Annotated in this window: 5 protein-coding genes and 1 pseudogene; 2 read left to right on the forward strand and 4 right to left on the reverse strand. The window is 62.3% G+C overall.

Translation table 11 applies throughout. The annotated features are described in order from the left end of the window. Positions 1 to 383 precede the first annotated feature (383 nt). Positions 384 to 2,138, forward strand: coding sequence for an AMP-binding protein (locus tag AADZ78_RS11580; protein WP_085252280.1), 1,755 nt, complete (start codon positions 384 to 386; stop codon positions 2,136 to 2,138). Positions 2,139 to 2,183: 45 nt separating this feature from the next. Here AADZ78_RS11580 and AADZ78_RS11585 read toward each other — a convergent pair whose 3' ends face one another. From AADZ78_RS11585 to pks2, 4 genes and pseudogenes are all read right to left on the reverse strand, one after another. Beyond that, the gene (locus AADZ78_RS11585) at positions 2,184 to 5,699 is read right to left on the reverse strand and encodes an RND family transporter (RefSeq protein WP_239656747.1); all 3,516 of its coding nucleotides are present in this window, start codon (positions 5,697 to 5,699) and stop codon (positions 2,184 to 2,186) included. Positions 5,700 to 5,739: 40 nt separating this feature from the next. Further along, positions 5,740 to 7,068, reverse strand: coding sequence for a glycosyltransferase (locus AADZ78_RS11590; RefSeq protein ID WP_085252259.1), 1,329 nt, complete (start codon positions 7,066 to 7,068; stop codon positions 5,740 to 5,742). A 58-nt stretch (positions 7,069 to 7,126) separates the two neighbouring features. Continuing rightward, positions 7,127 to 8,305 carry a condensation domain-containing protein gene (locus AADZ78_RS11595; protein ID WP_239655188.1) on the reverse strand — a complete coding sequence of 393 codons (1,179 nt, stop codon included), beginning with the start codon at positions 8,303 to 8,305 and terminating at the stop codon, positions 7,127 to 7,129. 320 nt (positions 8,306 to 8,625) lie between these two features. Next, positions 8,626 to 12,786: pseudogene (pks2, locus tag AADZ78_RS11600) on the reverse strand (sulfolipid-1 biosynthesis phthioceranic/hydroxyphthioceranic acid synthase); the annotation flags it as partial. A 561-nt stretch (positions 12,787 to 13,347) separates the two neighbouring features. Between pks2 and AADZ78_RS11605 the strand changes: the two are divergent. Continuing rightward, complete coding sequence (locus AADZ78_RS11605) at positions 13,348 to 21,477, forward strand: type I polyketide synthase (protein WP_085252255.1); 8,130 nt, start codon at positions 13,348 to 13,350, stop codon at positions 21,475 to 21,477. Position 21,478 lies beyond the last annotated feature (1 nt).

The following is a 21,478-nucleotide window of genomic DNA, read 5'->3' on the forward strand; positions in this document are numbered from 1 at the left end:
GGCAACGGCAGGTTGACGGTACCGTCGTTTGCCACGCGTCCTGTCTGCACGCCTCGTTGGCTCGCGAAGCCTGCGACAAGGGCTTGGCCGTTGCCACTATGGCTGTTCGCGCGCGTCCCAGTCCGCCAGGTCGGCGTCGTCTGTCACCGGAGGTACCCCGAGATGCCAACTCGGGCCCGTGCTCGGCATCGACGGGCACGGAGATCGTTCGACCCATCGTTCCAGCACCCCCTTAGCCAAGGGCGCGCAGTCGATTTTCCGCCGCGTACCAGGTAGGTGACTGGCGAGCTGAGGAAGAATTGGCATCGTGAACCCAACAGATATACCGTCGCACCTTGCAGTTCCCAGCCGTAAACCTCCCCGACGAAGGTAACCTGTTCTCCGTGGTCGAGTCCTCCCTACCCGCCGTGCTGCGCGAGCGCGCTAGCTTGCAGCCCAATGACACGGCATTCACATACGTTGATTACGAGCAAGATTGGGACGGCGTTCCCATTACCCTGACGTGGGCGCAGCTGTACCGGCGAATTTTGAACCTCGGGGAACACCTGAAGGCTCATGGTTCGACCGGTGATCGAGCGCTCATACTGGCGCCTCAGGGACTCGACTATATCGTTGGTTTTCTCGGTGCGCTGCAGGCGGGACTTGTCGCGATTCCCCTTTCGGTGCCCTACGGCGGTGTCCACGATGAGCGGACTGTTTCGGTTCTGGCTGACACCTCGCCAGCGGTGATACTCACGACGTCGTCCGTCGCCGACAACGTTCGGGAGGTGGTGCAGTCTGACCAAACGTCCGCCACACCCACGATCGTGGAAGTTGATCTGCTGGACCTGGATTCGCGGAAGATGCCATCGGGACCCAGATCTCGAGCCGCGAGAAATCACCAACCAGACTTTCTCTACCTGCAATACACCTCAGGATCGACCCGCACGCCGGCCGGTGTCATGGTTTCCAACAGGAACGTTTTTGCCAATTACGAGCAGATCACGAGTGACTTTTTTGTGGCCCGCGGAGGTGTTGCCCCCCCGGACCTCACTGTGGTGTCTTGGTTGCCGCTCTACCATGACATGGGTCTGCTCCTGGGGATCATTATGCCGATCCTGGCGGGCTTGCCGACGGTGCTCGCAAGCCCCGTAGGCTTTCTGCAGCGACCGGCCCGGTGGCTGCAACTTCTCGGCCAGCATGGTTGCACGATATCGGCAGGACCTAACTTCGCCTTTGAACTGGCCGTGCGCAAGACCTCGAACGAAGACATGGCCGGACTTGATCTCGGGGGAGTGCACAGCATCCTCAACGGTAGCGAACGGGTGCAGCCGGCAACACTCAAGCGATTCGCCGACCGATTCGCTCCTTTCAATTTTCGGCCAGAGGCGCTGCGGCCCTCCTATGGGATGGCAGAAGCCACGGTGTACATCGCGACCCGTGAAGTCGGTGACCCCCCGGAGATCTGCCACTTCGACAGCGAGAAATTGCCTGCCGGCACGGCGGTCCGGTGTGAAATCGGGACGGGCACACCACTAGTCAGCTACGGTGGATGCAAATCGATGCATGTTCGCATTGTGGATGCCGACACCCATCGCGAATGCCCGGAGGGGACCGTCGGTGAGATCTGGGTTCATGGCGACAATGTCGCATCCGGTTACTGGCAGAAACCCGAAGAGACACAACGAGTTTTCGCGGCGAAAATTGTTGACCCAGAGTCGGAGACGCCCGAAGGCCCGTGGTTGCGAACCGGGGATTCAGGTTTCTATTCTGACCGAGAGCTTTTTATCATCGGCAGGATCAAAGATCTCCTAATTGTCTACGGCCGCAACCATTCTCCTGACGACATCGAAGCGACCATCCAGGAGATCACTGCGGGTCGTTGCGCCGCGATCACCGTACCCGATAGGGGCATCGAGAAGCTCGTCGTGATCGTCGAGATGAAGAAGCGCGACGATCATGACGGCGATGCGGCAGACAGGCTGCGCGTCGTCAAACGTGAAGTGACATCAGCAATCTCGAAGTCTCACGGGCTCAGTGTCGCGGATCTGGTGCTGGTATCACCCGGCTCGATTCCCATCACAACCAGCGGCAAGATCAGGCGATCTCAATGTGTCGAGAGGTATCGGCAGGACGAGTTCGTCCGCTTGGACGCGTAGCGTCCTCGAGCCCAGTAGATGCAGCCAAGTCAGTTAACCTGACCGCTAGCTCACCTGGTGTTCGATCGGTGCCCTTTTTGCCAGGTCAGCGCCGTTTTTTGGCGCCATAATGACCGGGCTGTGTGGAATGACGCTGTAGCCGAACAGGGGTAGTGAATGGACGAGGGAACGGCCATCCTGCTTCTGCTGCGTCTTCTTGCCATTGCTTCTGCTCGCAGAAACCCGGTCGGAATTTGCCCATTGAAGATCGTCCGTCAGGTGTTTCCGCAGCCCATTGAGATCAAATAGCGGAAGCGCGTGTCTCGGCTCATGACGAACTGGTGGTCGGGCTGTTGCTGTCGCGGTCGATTTCGGACGAGCGGCTGGTCTCTTTTGGCTACTAGCGGACGCAGCGGCGCGGGTTCGTGGTTGAGGCGGTGAAATCCTGGGCGGGGGGCTCGGGATCAATTTTAGTTTGACCAGTCGATGAGTAATTTTCGTCCACGTTTGGCGGGCCTTTCCGCTTGCGAGAACATGGTTTCCGGAGTTGCTCAGTTTAGAAGGCCACCAGTTCTTCTGCCCAATCATCGCGGCCAAGGCCGGGACTGTAACTGTGCGGACCAGGAATGTGTCGATCACAATTCCGATCCCGATTATGAAGCCAGCTTGTTGCATCGTGCTGATACTGGCGGTGAGCAGGCCGAACATCGATGCCGCGAAGATTAGACCCGCTGAGGTAATCACGCCGCCGGTGGATCCTACGGTGCGGATGACGCCAATGCGCACACCGTGTGGCGATTCGTCACGTATTCGTGAAATGAGCAGCATATTGTAATCTGCGCCGACCGCGACGAGCAAAATGAATGAAAGTCCGGGAAGACTCCAGTGCAGTTCTTTACCTAGGAGGAACTGGAATACGAGGACACCGATGCCTAGCGCTGATAGGTACGAAAGTAATACCGACGCAATCAGGTACAGCGGGGCGACGATGGCGCGCAAGAGGATCACCAGAATCAGGAACACGATGATGATCGTCGCGATGATGATGAACTGGATGTCACTGTTGTAATAGTCACGTGTATCGCGAAGGCCCGTCGGAACCCCTGCCACCGCGATTTTGGCGTCCGCCAGCTCGGTGTTGGGTGTCGCTGAGCGTGCCGCCTTCTCAATAGCGGTGATCTGGTCCATGGCGGCTGTGGTAAACGGATTGAGCGCGCTTTGGATGAAGTATCGTGCTGCGTGGCCGTCCGGCGAGATGAAAATCTGCGCGCCCTTCTTATACTCCTCTCTGGTCGTAATCTGTTCGGGAAGATTGAAGCCCGCCATGGATGGACTCGTGGCATCACGTTTCATTTGCAGCAAGAAAGTGGACGCCTCATTCAGGCCGCTACCGATCTTCCTAGTCTGATCGACAAGTTCTTTCACGCCGCCTGCCAGTGCCCTACTGCCGTCAGCGAGGGCATTAGAGCCTTGTTGCGCTTGGCTCATGGTGGACTGCAGATTCTTAATGGTCTTCAAGGCACTGGAGGCTTGAGTCAGCGTTTGTTGGATCTTGCCCAATGTCTCGCCGATGGTTTTCGCCTGCTGAGCCGCTTGGAGATTTCGGGCCAGCGCCTTGATCGAGATAAGTGTTCCATTGTTGTCCGCCGCAACGATCGCAGCCAATCCGGCGCGCGAATTTACACAGCCGGGGTCGACATTGCAGTCTGGAGAGTTATTGAGGGCCCTCAGCATTGGGCCAGCCCATGCGGAGATGTTCTCGGCATTTGTCGTGGAGGCATTGAGGTTTTCGCCGAGAGCCTTCATCTGACCGGTGAACCGCGCCCCCTGGTCCAGGGCATTGATCGTCCGATCGCCCCCCAGCATTTGCTCCATGGCGGTCAGTGCCGCGACCGTACCGCTCAGACTGGAAACGGCACCGGTGACCTGGTCTCGAAGTTGGGCGAGGGCGTCGGCCAGTTGGTTTGCACCACCGACCAACCTGTCCAAATCGTCCCCGTGAAGCTCAATCTGGTCAGAAGCTTCATCGAGTTTGCTGCCGACTTCGCCGGCTTGCCATGACACCTTCATCTGTTCGAGTCGTTCACCGTTCGGCCGTGTCAAGCCCCGCACCATCGTGATATTAGGAGTCTGACTCACCCGAGTGGCCACTTGTTCTAGGTCGCCCAGGGCCGCCGGTGTCCGCAAATCGTGCGATGACTGAATGAACAACATCATCGGGCTCATCGCATTCATCGGGTAATGGCGATTCATGACCTCGTATCCCCGGGAGCTGTCGACGTCTTCTGGCATCGACTTGAGGTCGTCGTAGTTGTACCGGACTGCGCTGAGACACGCAGCGAGGGCGATGAGCACGACAAGACTGCCGGCCAGGTGGATGCGTGGCCGGCGCACGATACGAATTCCCGAACGCCGCCACAACAGCGTGGTGAGCTCGCGCTGAGGCTTGATCCAGCCACGTCTGCCGGCGAGCACCAGAACGGCGGGCAGGAAGGTCACAGCCGCAAGCAGCGACACCACGATGGAAATCGAAATTGCTGGGCCAACCGCGGAAAATACTTCGAGTTTGGTGAAGATCATCGCGAGGAACGTGACGGCCACGGTGGCGGCAGATGCGGCGATCACCTTACCGATCGACATCAACGCCTTCTTGACGGCCGTGTCGGAATCATCGCCGTGCCGCAGGTAATCGTGGTAGCGGCTGATCAGAAAGACGGCGTAATCCGTTCCGGCGCCCATCATGACTGCAGTCATGAATACGATGACCTGAAGGTTAGTGCCCAAGCCGAGTTCGGCCGCTCCAGACAAAACGCCCTGCGCGGTGGCTAGCGAAATCCCGATCGTAGCGAGCGGTACGAACATGGTCACCACGTTGCGGTAGATGACGATCAGGATGATCAGCACGCTGAGTACGGTGGCAATCTCGATGAAGTGGATGTCCTCCTGGCCCATCTCGGTTATGTCGGCGACGGTTGCCAGTGGCCCGCTGAGGTTGGCGGTCAACGTGGTGCCCGCGACGGTCTGTTTGACGATCGCCGCGATGCGTTTGTAGGTGGCGAGGGTAGCCGGATCGTTTTGGTCGCCCGGAACGTTGACCGGCAAGATCAAGGCTTTGCCGTCCTTGGCGACCAGAATGTTCCGCATCTCTTGGTCGTCCAGGGGGTTCTGGACCGACATTTTGTCTTGGGTGTCTTGTTTCAGCTTGTCAACGAGTTTCCGATAGACGGCCTCGTCGCCGGGCGTCAGACCCTTCTCGTCGGTCAGCACGATCATCAGGAGGGAAGTGGGCGATGCCGCTGCGGCTGGTGTGTCGCCCTTTTCGTCCTTCTTGCCATCCGGTTTCGCGCTCCACGCCTTGGCCATCTCCCTAGTGACGACCATCGTCGGGGCGTCATCAGGAAAGGGACTCGGGGGGTGTTTCCCGGCCTGGACTTGCAGCGGCGGAAATGACAGAAAAAGCACGACTGCCATCGCGATCCATGCACCGATGACGAGAAGGGGCCACCGTATGACGAAATCGCCGAGGCGGTCGTAGATTCCCCCAACCTTGGCCGTCTCACTGGAACCAGAACGGCTTGGCACGCTACAACCCTACAAGTTGGTCCCGGCCACCGCGGGACAATTACATATCGCCCTTATTTGTGATGAGAGCGTTACATTCATCAGCTGATATCTGTGCCGCGTCATCGTCGAGCAGTCGCTGTAGCTGTCCGGGCGGGCCGGGCCGACAGACTCTGCTCTCGATGAGATCAGCGGCCTTCTTCACGCTGACATTCGATGGCGTCATGCGCTCGGCGATCTCACGGGCGCGGTTTACATATTTCGGCTCGAGGATCTTCCGCAAATCTTTGAGCAGCGATTTCTTGGTGACTCCTGCGAAGCGCCGCGCCTTGCCTATCTTGAGCTTCCAGACCTGGGCCGCCCAGAGGGGCTGTTCGGCGCTGATCCAGAGAACCAACGTAGGGACGCCGGCCTTCATGCCAGCGGCGAGAGTGCCTGGGCCACCGTGGTGGACGACGGCGCGACATGCTGGGAAAACGGCGGCGTGGTTGGCATCGGGGACGATCATGACATTGTCGGGTACTTCGATGTCGGTGAAATCTGTTACGCCACCGCATATCAAGGCCCGGGCGCCCAACTCGGCACAGACTTCGCTGATCATGGCGACGGTAGCTGAGGTGCTGTCAATGCGCATACTGCCGAACCCGAAGTATATGGGCGGTGTTCCGGCGGAAATCCAGGCTGCAACTTCGTCATCCGCGGACGTCGGCAGCTCCAGCGTCAGTGCGCCAACAAAAGGACGTTGGTCGCCCCATTCTTTTTTGAGCCCCGGAAAGAAGACATCGTCGTATCCTTGGATCTCCAACGATCCACGCTGGACGATCCGCTTTGCGGAAGAAACCCTTGTCTCAGGCAATCCCAATGCGCGGCGTTGCGCATTCTCCGGGCCCTTCGTCACCCACCAATACAACGCATAAGCCATCTTCATCGCCGCACGGGAGAATGGTGGCGGAACTAAGGGAAATAGATGGCCATGCACTCGTTGTGGGAAGTACTGCAGTGCAACCATCGGAATGTCGAGGTACTCAGAAACATTGGCGGGAACTCCCGGATAGGTCTGGCCCGAGACGATGATGTCGGCATCCTGTGCCAGGGATACCAAGGTGGTCCCCATGTCAGCCCACCCGCGGGTAAGGAACTCCGCACCCGGGCGCAGAACGCCAAAAGGATTTCGGACCCGCCAGAAGCTCCGGAAGATTTCCTCCTCTAGCTGCGCGTGCGAATCAGGGCCGTAGGGAACCGCCTTGAGACCCGCCGACTCAACGAATTTGACCAGGTTTGGCGGGACCGCCATCTGCACTTCGTGCCCCCGACGCTGGAGCTCTGCACCAACTGCGGCACAAGGCTCGACGTCGCCGCGGGTGCCGTGGACGGCGAGAACAGCTTTCATTGCCGGTATCAGCTCCGTTGAATCTCGTTGCGTCGCGAACGCAGGGTTCTGCGGACCGCTATTGCGCCACCCGGACCGGGGCGATCGACAAACTACCGGCCACTACGCGTTGGAACACCGATTTCAACTGGTCAGTAAACCGCGTCACCGACTCGCGGGCGATCGGGTTGTTCGGATACGACACCATGATCGAGACTTCATCGAACAGGCGGAACACCGTCGAGTACTTATACGCCGGGCTGCGGCCGTCGGCGTATGCGGCCGCATTCACACCATCCAAAGCGGTAGCGACGATCCCAGAGAGGGGCGGAAGCCCCGCGTCCATGTAGCTCATCATCGTGAACTGGGGCCCGGGCTTCCGCAGCCATGGGGCCAGTTCCAGGACGCGGTCAAACGGTACGTCCTTGCAGCTCATATTCGCATCGAAAGATGCTTGAGCAGCGCGAGCTGTTTCCTCAAACGAGTTCGGGTCGATAGGAATGGTGAAGGGCACGATGCCGGTGAACCAGCCGACCGTCATGTACTCCGCCGGGGTCTTCCGCTTGTCGGTCGGCGTGAGTCCGTAATAGGTTAGCTCGCCGGTCATTTCGTAATGCGCTAGCGCGGCGCAGGCAAACAGTCCGCCACTAAACCGGGCATCCGCCTTCCGGCACATGGATTCGAACGTCGCCGTTTGGTCGGCGGCCAGCAACTGCTCCACGTGGATGTCCCCGCCGCATGGTATCGACTGGTCGCCCAGGGGCAGTGGAAAGTCAGGCAGAGTCCCGCCATTGGCCTCGGCGAACTCGATCCAGGTGCGCACTTCCGGAGACTCCAACGTCATGGACGCAATCGTCTCGCTTTCGCGCATGCAGAAATCCTCGTAACTTGCCGCGGGCGGCATGGTCATCGGTGCCCTGCCCTCGACCAGCGAGTTGTAGTTCATCACGATCTCTACATACAACCCAGCGATCAATATCGGGTCGCAGTGGAGGTGGTCGACGACCGCGTATAGCGCGAATCGGTCCTCGTACTGGATGATGCCGTACCTGAAGCAGTCCCATTGCAACGGGTCCGGAGTGGCCAAAACGTGGGCTTGCCATTCGGGCTGCGTCATCGGGCCGTACTCTTTGGGGACGAAATTGATGTCGCGCGGGTTCTTCAAGGTGTGCCGGACGATGTTGTCTGGATCCTTGAACTCGAACCAGCTGTGGTACGTCCCGTGTCGGCGGAAATGCGCATTGATGACATATGTCATGGCGCGGATGTCGCACCGGCCAGGTATTTCCCACGAGCCCATGATCGCCCGCGAATAGTCGAGGCCCTTGTCTCGGAACTCGACGAAACCGCGGAGATGACCTGCCTGCATTGAGCTGGGAGGCACAGAAGTCGCCGGCGCCTGCCGCGCTTTCGCGACACAACCAGGAGTCGGTTCCCACGTCAGGACTGTTCCCGAACCCGGGTCCCAGTTGTAGGCGCTTCCGACGCGCAAACCATCGTGCTCAGACCCTCCACCTACGAACACGTTTTCCTCCCTATGTCTAAGCCCTTCAGGACAAGTCATTCACGCCATCAGGATCACGTCATGCTGACGCCTTCTTTGGGTGCCATCTTGTCGACGAGGTGATCGGCCAATCCCCGGACCGTGGTGATGTCGGCGGATGTGATGCGAACGCCGGTTTGAGCTTCGATGTGCGTGCGCAACTCGAGATTGCCCAGCGAGTCGAGGCCGTATTCGGACAACGGGTGATCTGGGTCAATGTTTCGACGCAGGATCAGACCGATCTGCTCGGACAGCAGACGCCGCAACCGGCCGGCCCATTCCTCAAGCGGCAGCTCTGACAACTCAGCGCGTAGCTTGCTTGAACCAGAACGCTTATCCCCGGTGGACTTGAACATCTCGAGGAACTTGCTTCGCGACGCGAAAGATGCGATCCACGGCGTTCCGACGAGGGGGGTGTAGCCCGAGTACGCCCGGTCGTGACGTAACAGCGTCTCGAAGGCGTATGCGCCCTCGTCAGGAGCGATCGCCGCGCCACTGCTTTCCGCGAAGTCCGCGCCACGGCCGATCTCACCCCACGCTCCCCAGGCGATAGCGGTGGCAGGCAAACCTTTTGCGCGCCGCCAATGGGTAAAGGCATCCAGCCAGCTGTTGGCTGCGGCATACGCGCCTTGACCCGGTGAGCCCAGCAACGCGGCGGCCGACGAGAAGGAGCAGAACCAGTCCAGCTCCGCCGTGGCGCACGCCTCGTGCAGATTCCACGCGCCGTACACCTTGGGGGCCCAGTCGCGGTCGATCAACTCGTCGGTGATGTTGGTCAGGACAGCGTCCTCGACCACCGCGGCGCCGTGCAGCACGCCTCGCAACGGCAGTCCGGTCGCGGTTGCCATCGCCACCAATTGATGTGCAGTATCCGCCTGTGCGACGTCGCCGCACATCACCACCACATCGGACCCGATCGAACGGATGAGTTCGATTGTCTCCAAAGCCCTTAACGTCGGTTGGGAGCGGGAACTCAGCACGATCCGACCCGCGCCGGCTGCGGCCATCTTCTCGGCCAGGAAAAGTCCCAGGCCACCCAAGCCGCCGGTGATGATGTAGGAAGCGTCCCGGAGAAATGCCGGCGCCTGCTCCGGCGGCAGGACCACACTGCTACGCCCGACCCGTGGGATGTCGAGGATCAGCTTGCCGGTGTGTTCCGCGGCGCTCATGACACGGATCGCGGTTGCCGCCTCGGCAAGCGGGTAGTGCGTGGCCTCCGGCATCGGTAGCTTGCCCTCGGCGGTCAACCGGTACACCGTGCTAAGGATCTCGCTGACCTGCTGTGGGTGGCTGACTGACATGACACCCATATCCACACCCCAGAACGCGAGGTTCCGGCGGAACGGGAACAGGCCCAGCTTGGTGTCACCGTAGATGTCACGCTTGCCGATCTCGACGAAACGCCCGCCCAGTGCCAGCAACTTGAGTCCGGCGAGTTGGGCTGCTCCGAAGACGGAATTGAGCACGATGTCGACGCCGTAGCCGTCGGTGTCGCGCCGGATCTGTTCGGCGAAGTCGACTGTCCGTGAGTCATACACGTGCTCGATGCCCATGTCGCGCAACAATTGTCGACGCTGCTTACTGCCAGCCGTTGCGAAGATCTCGGCGCCGGCGGCCCGGGCAATCGCAATCGCGGCTTGCCCCACGCCGCCGGTGCCGGAGTGGATCAGCACCTTGTCGCCGGCCTTGATGCGGGCCAGGTCGTTCAGGCCGTACCACGCGGTGGCGTGCGCTGTGGTCACCGCCGCGGCCTGGGCGTCGGTCATGCCGTCCGGCAACGTCGTGGCCAGGCGCGCATCGCAGGTGACGAAGGTGGCCCAGCAGCCGAGGGGAGACATGCCTCCGACGTGGTCACCGACCTTGTGGTTGGTAACGCCCGGTCCAACCGCCGTTACCACGCCGGCAAAGTCGGTTCCCAGAGCAGGCAGGATCCCATCGAGGCTCTGATAGCGACCAAAAACGTTCAGGACGTCAGCGAAGTTGATGCTCGAAGCTGTTACCGCGACCTCGATCTGCCCGGGGCCGGGGGGCACCCGGTCGAACGCGGCGAACTCCAGCGTCTGCAGGTCACCCGGCGTGCGGATCTGCATGCGCACCCCGTCGGTTTCGTGAGCGGCGACGATGGTCTGCCGCTCCTCGGGACGCAGGGGCGAGGGGCATAGGCGGGCCGTGTACCACTCGTTGTTGCGCCACGCCGTCTCGTCTTCGTCGGTGCCGGCCAGCAGCAGCTGACGCACCACCTGCTCGGTGTCGGTCTGCTCATCGATATCGATGTGGGTGGTGTGCAGGTGCGGGTGCTCGGCGCCGATAACCCGCAGCAACCCGCGCAGTCCGCCCTGCTCCAGGTTCGGTACGTCGTCCGGCAGAACCTTTTGCGCGTCGCGCGTGACGACAAATAGCCGAGGCGCCTCGCCTTGGATCTCCGCCAGCTCCGAAGCGATACGGACCAGGTGGTGGACGTAATCACCACTGCGGCACAGAGATTCGTTATCCAGGTTGCCGTTCTGGGGTGCGGTGAGAACCACGAGTCCGGTGAAGCCACCGCGGTGGAGCTGGTCTCGCAGCAGCTCGGCCATGGCTGGGTGATCGCCGTGCGCGTGCCAGGCCAGCGTCCTGGACTCCGCTTCATGCAATTTCATGGTGTCGGTGAGGGTCGTCGCCAGCAGGTCGGCGGCTTCGGCGGTGCTAACCAATAGCCAGGCTCCGGGGTCGGTGGTGGCCACGTCGGGCAGCTGCCGTTGTTGCCATTCGACGGTCAGCAGTCGCTCACCCAACAAGCGGGCCCGCTCGCCGCTGGCCGAGACGCCGGTGCCCATCTCCAGTCCACGCACCATCAGGACCACGGCACCGTGCTTGTCCAACAAGTCGAGGTCGGCCTCGACGGCCCCGCCGGTCGCCGCGGTCACCCGCGAGTAGCAGTACCTGGCCGTGTGCACTGGTCCGTAGGCGCGTAGCTCACGGACGCCCAGCGGCAACAACAAGCCGCCGAGACTGGCGATGGCAACACTCGGGTGAGCGGCCACCGACTGGAAGCACGCGTCAAGCAGTGCCGGATGCACTCCGTAGTTGGTTTGCTGCGTGCGAATGACGCTGGGCAGCGCGATCTCGGCCAGGACCGACGTGCCGGTTTCTTCAGCGGTGTGGGCGACTGAGAGGCCCGTGAACGCCGGACCATATTGGATACCGCACAGGTCCAGTGCGTCGCGGAGATCGCCGCCTTGCACGCGACTTGGGTGCAGGGACCGCAGCGCCTCGATGTCGTGCGGCGCCGGCTGCGCCTCACCATCGGCAGCCTGCAGCACCGCGGAGGCCCGGCGCGCCGGAGCTCCATCCTCGTTGGTCTCGACCACAAACGTGAGCGCGTCGGGCACATCCGCGGTCGCGGTCAGGGTGACCTGGGTTTCGTCGTCGAGCATCAGCATCTGCTCGAAGCGAACGTCCCGCACTCCGGACGCCTCGCCGAAGACGGCGCGAGCCGCGGCCAGTGCCATCTCACAGTAGGCAGCACCCGGCAGGGTGGCCGTGCCGTGGACCTGGTGGTCGGCCAGCCACGGTAGGGCGGTGGTGCCGATCTCGGCCTGCCATACGTGGCGCTCGGGCTCCTCCGGGAGCCGCACGTGCTGACCCATCAGCGGGTGCACTGGAACGCTGGAACGCAGCGCACGCGAGCTGTGACCGTCGCGGCTCAGCATGAGCGTGCGGTGCGTCCACGCCGACAGCGGAGCGTCGACCAGGCGCCCAGAGGGGCACAGCACGGAGAAATCGACCGTGGCGCCGGTGCTGAATAGGTTTCCCACGAAGCCTCGCAGCCCAAGTGGAAGCGACTGCTCGCGCCGCATGGCGGCGAGCGCTGCCGCCGTCATATCGAGGCTTCGCGCGGTCTGGTCTACGGCGTAGGTCAGTAGCGGGTGCGGCGACAATTCGGCGAATACGCGATAGCCGTCCTCGAGCGCCGCTTGCACTGCCGCCGAGAATCGAACGGTGTGACGCAGATTGTCCACCCAGTAATTGGCGTCGCAGTACGGCTCTTCACGCGGATCGAACGAGGTTGCCGAGTAGTAAGGAATTTCGGGGGTCAAGGGCTCGATCTCGGCCAAAACGTCGTACAACTCGTCCAGAATCGGATCGACCTGTGGCGAGTGTGACGCTACATCGACGGCCACTTCGCGAGCCATCACGTCGCGATCCTCCCATGCCAAGGACCTCCGGCGGTCAACCGCAAATTCGCGTACATTGCTAGGGCCATGCTAGGCGTAGCCCAAAGGGTTCGCGCGAAAATGGCCAACTTTCAATTTGTGTCGGCTGTCACATACCAGGGTCACCTGATGGCTGGTGCTCCAGAGCGAGGTCCTGAGCTACCCCCAGGTTGTCTTCCTAGCGCGGCGTTGGGCCCGGATCGTGCTCGCTCACGCTGTAGGGGTTGCGGGTGCGAGCGGCCTGTACTCGCCTAGGCACCGGTGGGGCGAGGGCTTCATGCGGGCGTGGCCAACGTTGTGGATGCATTGGACGGCTTGCCCCCGGGTTGATCAGCTCGGTCTTGTAAGTGGCTGATAGCCGAAACCGCTTAGTTGCCGGGGACATTCAACGATCGCCAGTGCGAAGTTGTGGCTGCTGTTGACCAGCGTTATGTACCGTCCGAGCCGGAGAGGGCGCCAAAATCTCAGTCAAACTGCCAGGGCGTATCGTGCTCGCAGAAGGTGAGAATCCAGATCAAGGCTTTGGTCACGCCGGTCTAGTCGTCGCGGTATCGTCGAGCCGTGCCCGAGCCTTCCGTCCCCGCTGTGCTGCGTAGACATGCCAGTCTACGGCCTCATGAGACAGCGTTCACCTTCGTTGATTACGACGTGGACCCGGCGGGCGTTGCGGAAAGCCTGACGTGGTCGCAGCTGTATCGGCGCACGCTGAACGTCGCACAGGAGCTCAAAGCTTGCGGGTCAACCGGTGACCGCGCGGTGATATTGGCGCCGCAAGGACTTGACTACCTCGTCGCTTTTCTAGGCGCACTGCAGGCGGGTCAGATCGCGGTTCCGCTATCGGCTCCGCAGGGTGGTGCCAGCGATGAGCGGGTAAGTGCGGTCCTGGCTGACGCGTCGCCGTCAGCCATTCTCGCGACATCTCATGTCGCAGGGAACATCGCCGACTACATCAAGGCGCGGCCCCCCGAATCCCGGCCGTCAGTCATCGAGCTCGATTTGCTGGACCTGGACTCGCAGCATGGACCCGCTACCGAGCCCGATGGTCTGCCGGATATTGCGCATTTGCAATACACCTCGGGGTCGACCCGTACGCCGGCCGGAGTCGAGGTCTCGCACAGAAACATTCAGGTCAATGTCGAACAGCTCATGTCCGCCTTGTATGACCGGGGCGACGGTGGGGTTGCTCCGCCGGACACCACGGTGGTGTCGTGGGTGCCGTTCTTTCACGACATGGGTTTGGTACTGGGAATTTTCTTCCCGATTCTGGGGGGACTGCGTGCTGTGCTCACGAGCCCGGCGTCGTTCCTGCAGCGACCAGCGCGGTGGATGCAATTGCTGGCAACCAACAGTCACGCATTTTCGGCAGCGCCGAACATTGCTTTCGAATTGGCGGCGCGAAAAACAACAGACGACGACCTGGCCGGGCTTGACCTCGGGGGCGTACGCAACATCATCAACGGTGCCGAACGCGTACAACCCGCGACGCTGAGGCGCTTCGCCGAGAGATTCGCCCGTTTCAATCTTCGCCCCGAGGCGTTACGGCCCGGGTATGGGCTCGCGGAAGCCACACTGTACGTGGCGATCCGCCAAGCGGGCGAACCACCAGTAACCGTATTTTTCGAATCCGAGAAACTGACCGCCGGCCACGCGCAGCGGTGCGCAAGCGGAGACGGCACACCGCTGATCAGTTACGGAATGCCGCAGTCGCCGACCGTGCGGATCGTCGATCCCGAGACCAGTATTGAGTGTCCGGCGGGAACGACCGGTGAGATCTGGGTGCATGGCGACAACGTCGCTGCAGGCTATTGGCAGAAACCTGAAGAGACCGAACGTACCTTCGGCGCAACGCTTGTCGGTCCGTCGGCCGGCACACCCGAAGGGCCTTGGCTGAGGACCGGAGATTTGGGCTTCTTCTCCGACGGCGAGTTGTTCATCGTCGGACGTATCAAGGATCTCCTGATCGTCTACGGGCGCAACCACTCTCCCGACGACATCGAGGCGACGATCCAGGAGATCACCCGAAACCGCTGCGTGGCGATTGCGGTTCCGGATGATGACGGTGTTGAGAAGCTGGTCACCATCGTCGAACTCAAGCCCAGCGGCGACTCCGAAGAGGCCGCGACGCGGATGGGCGTCGTGAGGCGTGAAATCACCTCCGCGATATCGAAATCACACGGTCTTAGTGTGGCGGATCTCGTTCTGGTGCCCCCTCATTCGATTCCCCTCACCACAAGCGGCAAGGTCAGACGCAGGGATTGTCTGCAGCGGTATCTGCGCGATGAGTTCACCCGCATGGACGGGTTGAGTCGCCAGCCACGCCAGCGCACGGTCGATGACACCGGCGTGCGCGCCGGGGCCGACTCGGGGTCGGCCCAACGCCTGCGCACGCTCCGGCAGCAGCAACATGACCTGCTGGTGGAGGTGGTGTGCTCGCAGGTGGCAGCGGTGTTGGGCAATCCTCGCCCTAACGACATCGACCCTGAGTGCGCGTTTCAGGACCTGGGGTTTGACTCGGTGAAAGCTACCGAGTTGCTCGACCGGCTCAAGACCGTCACCGAGCTGGAATTGCCACCTACTCTGGCTTTCGACTACCCCACCCCGGATGAGCTGGCCACCCACTTGGGCCAGCGACTGAGCGGATCGGCCGCGGCGGCGCCACCGGTGGAATCGCGGGTTGCATCAGACGAGCCGGTAGCAGTGGTGGGGATGGCGTGCCGGTTCCCTGGCGGGGTGGATTCGGCGGCGGCACTGTGGGATCTGGTGGCCAGCGGCACCGACGCGCTGGGGGGGTTTCCGAACGACCGTGGCTGGAACCTGGCGGATTTGTTCGATCCCGATCCTGATGCCGTGGGCAAGACCTACACCCGCACCGGAGGATTTTTGTCGGACGCGGCCGCCTTCGACGCGGAATTCTTCGGGATCTCGCCGCGCGAGGCCCAATCCATGGATCCTCAGCAGCGGTTGCTGCTGGAGGTGTGCTGGGAAGCGTTGGAAACCGCTCAAATCGATCCCGGTAGTTTGGTGCGCTCTGCGACCGGGGTGTTCGTTGGGGCGTGGTCACAATCGTACGGCGCCGGCGGTTCTGACGGCGTGGAGGGATACGCCCTAACCGGTCTGTCCACCAGCGTGGCGTCTGGGCGTGTCGCTTATGCGTTGGGATTGCAGGGCCCGGCCATCACCGTGGACACCGCATGTTCGTCGTCGCTGGTGGCCACCCATCTGGCGGGTCAGTCCTTGAGAAACGGGGAATGCAGCCTCGCCCTTGCGGGTGGGGTCACGGTGATGACCACACCGACGGTGTTCACCGAGTTCGCCCGGCAACGCGGGTTGGCCGCTGATGGGCGGTGCAAAGCGTTCTCCGCCGCCGCCGATGGCACCGGCTGGGGTGAAGGGGCCGCGGTGTTAGTCCTGGAACGGCTCAGCGATGCCCATCTCAACAACCATCCAGTGTTGGCGGTCATTGCGGGATCGGCGATCAACCAAGACGGCGCCTCCAACGGCTTGACCGCCCCCAACGGGCCCGCTCAACAAGGCGTGATCCGACAAGCAGCCGCTAACGCCGGTATCGGGCTTGACGAGGTTGACGTCGTAGAGGCCCATGGCACCGGCACCAGCCTGGGGGATCCGATCGAAGCCGGGGCCTTGATCGCGACCTACGGTGCTACCCGGGATCCCGAATGTCCGCTGTGGCTGGGGTCCATCAAATCCAATATCGGCCATACTCAGGCCGCCGCCGGGGCCGCCGGCCTGATCAAGATGATTGAGGCGCTCAACCACGACGTCCTGCCTCCGACGCTGCATGTCGATCAGCCCAGTCCGCATATTGACTGGTCGGCCGGGGCGGTGCGGTTGCTCACCGAGGCGGCGCCCTGGCCGGTCACCGGTCGTCCCCGGACCGCCGCGGTGTCCTCGTTCGGGATCAGCGGCACCAACGCGCATTTGATCCTGCAACAGGCCCCCGCCCCGGCGGGCGGACCGGCTGACACGCGGGCCCCGGCTGAGCAAACCGATCGCGGTGTTGAGTTTGGGTTGCCGATCTGGCCGCTTTCGGCGCGCAGCCCCGCGGCATTGTGCGCGCAGGCCGACCGGTTGCACCGGCACGTGGTCTCAAATCCCGACCTGGATCTCACCGATGTGGCCTACAGTCTGGCCGCCACTCGCACTCACCACCTCCATCGGGCAGTGATCACCGCGCCGGTGGCCACCGCCGATGCGCGCGAAGACCTGCTGGCGGCCCTAGATGCCCTGCGCAGCGGCCAACCCCACCCGCAGCTGACCAAACACAGCGGTCTGGCCCACCATCGCGGTAAAACGGTGTTCGTCTTGCCCGGCCAGGGCGGCCAATACCCCGGCATGGGTCGCGAGCTCTACGAACACCATCGTGTGTTCGCCGCCACCGTAGATGACTGCGACGAGGCATTGCGCCCGATCACGGGCTGGTCGGTGCGCGAAGTCTTGTGTCAGGATCCGGGGGCCCCGGCGCTGGACCGAGTGGATGTAGTGCAGCCGGTGCTCTTCACCATGATGGTGTCGCTGGCCGAGGTGTTAGGCCACTACGGCATTGTTCCTGACGCGGTGATCGGTCACTCCCAAGGAGAGATCGCCGCTGCCTATATCGCCGGGGTGTTTTCCTTGCCTGAGGCCGCCAGGGTGGTGGCGCGGCGCAGTGCGGCGCTGAGCGCCCTGAGTGGCGCCGGTGCGATGGCGTCGGTCCTGTTGGGCGCCGACGAAGTGTATCCGCGCCTGCGATCTTGGGGTGAGGCGTTGAGCATCGCGGCGGTCAACGGCCCCTCACACACCATTATCAGCGGCGAGCCCGCCGCGCTGCAGCAGTTCACCGCGGCCTGTGACGGTGACGGTATTCAGATCCGGCAGATCGCTGTTGATTACGCCTCGCATTCTGCTCAGGTCGAACCACTGCGCGAGCGCCTGCTGGGCGAGCTTGCTGATCTGGTTCCAGCGCCCGCCCGCATCCCGCTGTATTCCACTGTGGGAGACGCATTTTCAGTCGATCCCCTTGACACCACCAAAATGGACGCCGAGTACTGGTATCGCAATCTGCGTGAGCCGGTCCGGTTTCATGACAGTGTGCTCGACCGTCTGGCCGCCGGTGAGTGCACGTTCGTGGAGTTGTCCCCACATCCGGTGTTGGCCCCAGCGATCACCGACACCTTGGCTCAGGCCGCGGGGCGGACCCAGTCGGCGGTGATCATCACGTTGCACCGGGACCGGCCCGACCAAGATAGCTTGGCTACCGCGTTCGCCCAGCTGCACAGTCACGGCCACAGTCCGTCGTGGTCGGCCCTGTATCCCCACGCCCGTACGGTCGGGTTGCCCACTTACCCCTTCGAGCATCGCCGCTACTGGCTGCACCCCACCCCCGCCGCCGAGGTCAGTGGCCCTGCCGAAGGTGCGCTGTGGAAGGCCGTTGAGGATGACGCCGTTGATGCGTTCGCGCAGGTGTTGGGGTTAAGCGAGGCCCAAGACGGGGCATCACTGGCAGCCGTGGTGCACGCCCTGCGGCGGTGGCGCAGCGACCTTGGTGTGCGGTCAGCGGCGAACAAGTTGCGCTACCGGGTCGACTGGCGAGCGATTACCCCGAATACCTTCCCACTGGCCCGTCGGCGGTGGCTGGTTTTGGCCTCCCCTGAACAAGCCGATGATGTGTGGATCGCTGGCTTGTCTGCAAGGTATGCAGAGGCTGTAGATGTGCTCACCGTCGATCCGAGCGAGCTTGACAGGAACTCGTTGTCGGCCCTTGTGAAGGCGGCTACTACACGAGCTCACTATGACGGCATTGCTTCCTTCTTGGCTACAGATGAGCGGGCGCATCGAGACTTTCCTGGGATATCAGTCGGTTTGTTTTCGACGCTTCTTGTCGCGCAAGCTCATTGCGATTCCGGTGTCGGAATACCACTGTGGGTCATCACTCAAGGTGCGGTTTCTGTATCAACAGACGATGGTCCTGCGAGTCCGAGCCAGTCCGCGGCATGGGGGCTAGGACAGTCGGTATGCCTCGAGCACCCCGATCAATGGGGCGGGTTGGTTGATCTCCCGCCGAGCGCGACACCGCGCGATATCGAGCACCTATACGGGATACTGAGTTGCACGCAATCGGAAGACCAGCTCGCGATACGGCGACACGGTGTGAGCGCGCGTCGCTTGGTCGAGGCGCCGTTGCCGTTAGAGCGTGTCGAACGAGCACGCAGCTGGAAGCCATCTGGGGCGGCTCTGGTCACTGGCGCGACAGGGCGTTTGGGTAAACACGTCATTGGCTGGCTCGCAGAAGGGGGCGCAAACCCCCTTGTCCTACTGAGCCGCAACGCCGCAGAGGATCCCCAGCTAGCCGAACTTGAAAAGGAGCTCCAGGCGCGTGGGGTGGCCACGGCGGCGTTATCGGTTGACGTGAGCGACCGGTCGGCTTTGGCGGCAGCTATTGCCAACGCTCGCAGTGCATATGGACCTCTTAAGACCGTTGTCCATGCCGCAGCAGCAATCGGATGGAACACCATATCCGACACATCCGCAGCGGAACTCGCTGACAGTTATGCCGCCAAGGCGGTTGGGGCCGACAACCTGGCGGAACTGCTCGAGGACGACCCGCCAGAAACCTTCATTTTGTTCTCCTCCGCGGCAGCGACGTGGGGCGGTGCGCACCAAGCCGCCTATGCCGCCGCCAACGCCCACATTGATGGGCTGGCCGCGCGGTTGCGTAGCAATGGATGCACGGCGGTGGCGGCGGCGTTCGGCCTGTGGGCGGACGAGACCAGCAACATGCCACCTGAGGTCCTCGACATTTTCCAGCGAATCGGAATCAACCCGATCCCGCCCACGACTGCGCTGGCCGCGCTGCAACAGGCCATCGAGGCGGGCGACACACAGGTGACCCTCGCCGATGTTTCTTGGGACCGATTTGTGCCCGCGTTCACCGTCCGCCGGTCACACCCCCTGCTGACCGAACTGATGGCGCGCTCGAACACCGGTGAAACCACCAGTACGACACTGGCCGCGAACGACTCTGGGCTTCGGGAGAAGTTGGCCGGTCAAACTGCAGAAGAGCGACTCCACACCGTGACCACGATGGTGGCCCGCGCCACCGCTACCGTATTAGCCTTCCGGGACCCGGACGCCGTCGATGCCGACCTGGCGTTTAAAGACCTCGGCATCGACTCGCTCACCGCCCTGGAACTACGCAACACCCTGAGTATCGAAACCGGGCTAACCCTGCCGGCCACCCTGGTCTTCGAACACTCCACGCCCAGCGCGCTCGCAAACCACCTGGCTGACCTGCTCACCGAGACCGCGGCGCCCGGGGTTCCGGCGGCTCAGGTCGCGACGTACGGCGGCGAGTCGGTGGACAATCTGCTCGCATACCTCGACCAAGCCGCGTTTCTCGCGACGCGAGCGGTGCACGGCGCGCTGATCCAGGTGACCTGGATATACGACCGTGGCGCCGATATTGATGGGCTACGGCGTTTTCACCGAAACCTTGGGTCCGGGTTGTTTGGACGCACGATCGAGCGGTCTCCGTTGCCCTTCGCGCGGGATCGCTGGGTATTGGCTCCGGGGTCGCGGGACATGGACGTCGCCGCAACGCCGCGGCCGCGCGTCGATGTGAGTGCGTGGGCCGACGAGCGGGCCCGTATACCCGTCGATCCGGAGTGGGGACCCGGCTGGCATCTCGGGGTGCTTCCGCTCGAGGATGGCGGGACTGCGGTGAGCCTGGTGGTTTCGCATGCCGTCGTCGACGCGATCGCTTTCGGCCAGGCGATTGCCGATGCAGCGGAGGGCAGGACGCACAAGCTGGGTTATCCGCCTGCTGGTTCCCGCCCCCGCAGACGGGCGTTGCACGAGGATTTCCGGCAAACCGTCAAGGAACTGCCCGACATTGGGCACGCGTTGGTCGCCGTCGCTCGAAGGGCCTGGCGCGACCGCAAAGAACTCAGATCAACGATCAAGGCGGCACCACCTCCTCCGAGGACGGCCAGCGAGGATCGAACAATTGAGATGCCGGCACTTACTGCATATATCGACCTGCCGGAATGGGATGCACTCGCGAAAAAGCTTGGTGCAAGCAGTCATTCGCTTGTGGCAGGAGTCGCGTGCAGACTAGCGGTAAGGGTGGGGCGGGTGAACGACGATGGAGCGGTGACGCTGCGACTCGTCGCAAACCTCCGGACCAACGGCGATGTCCGTGGCAACGCGATCACGGCTGTAGACGTCGCGGTCGACCCAACTCGCGCGTCGACAGACCTTCGTGACGTTCACCTCAAGATCACGCAAACGATCCTCGAAGCGATGGACAAGTCCGACAACGAGTGGTTGGCGCCGCTTCCACTGACACCAATGACACCCAAGCGGGTCGCCAGGAAACTGACCGGGGTGGCCGCGGGAGGCGCCACTCTTCCGGTCACTGTTTCCAATATCGGTGAGCTGCCCCCAGCCTTGAACCGGCCCGACGGCACCGACGCCGACCAAGCGCACATGAGACCCTTCGAGCCCGGTATGAAGAGAAGCACGCTCGAGGGCATGGGTGGCCAACTGTTGTTGGTTTCTGGACGAGACCGCGGCAGGATCTTCATCAGGATCTCCGCGTATCTCTTAGACCGGCAAAATACGAAAGATGAGCTGCGGGAAGCTATTTCGGATACTTTCGCCGAATTCGGTCTGATTCCAGAGATCGATTGGTAAC

It is taken from the genome of Mycobacterium riyadhense, from assembly GCF_963853645.1.
Classification (GTDB): Bacteria; Actinomycetota; Actinomycetes; order Mycobacteriales; family Mycobacteriaceae; genus Mycobacterium; species Mycobacterium riyadhense.

Coding starts and splice junctions, on each gene's coding strand:
- AADZ78_RS11590 (WP_085252259.1), bottom strand. CDS start 7,068: ATGAAAGCTGTTCTCGCCGTCCACGGCACCCGCGGCGACGTCGAGCCT.
- AADZ78_RS11595 (WP_239655188.1), bottom strand. CDS start 8,305: ATGACATATGTCATCAATGCGCATTTCCGCCGACACGGGACGTACCAC.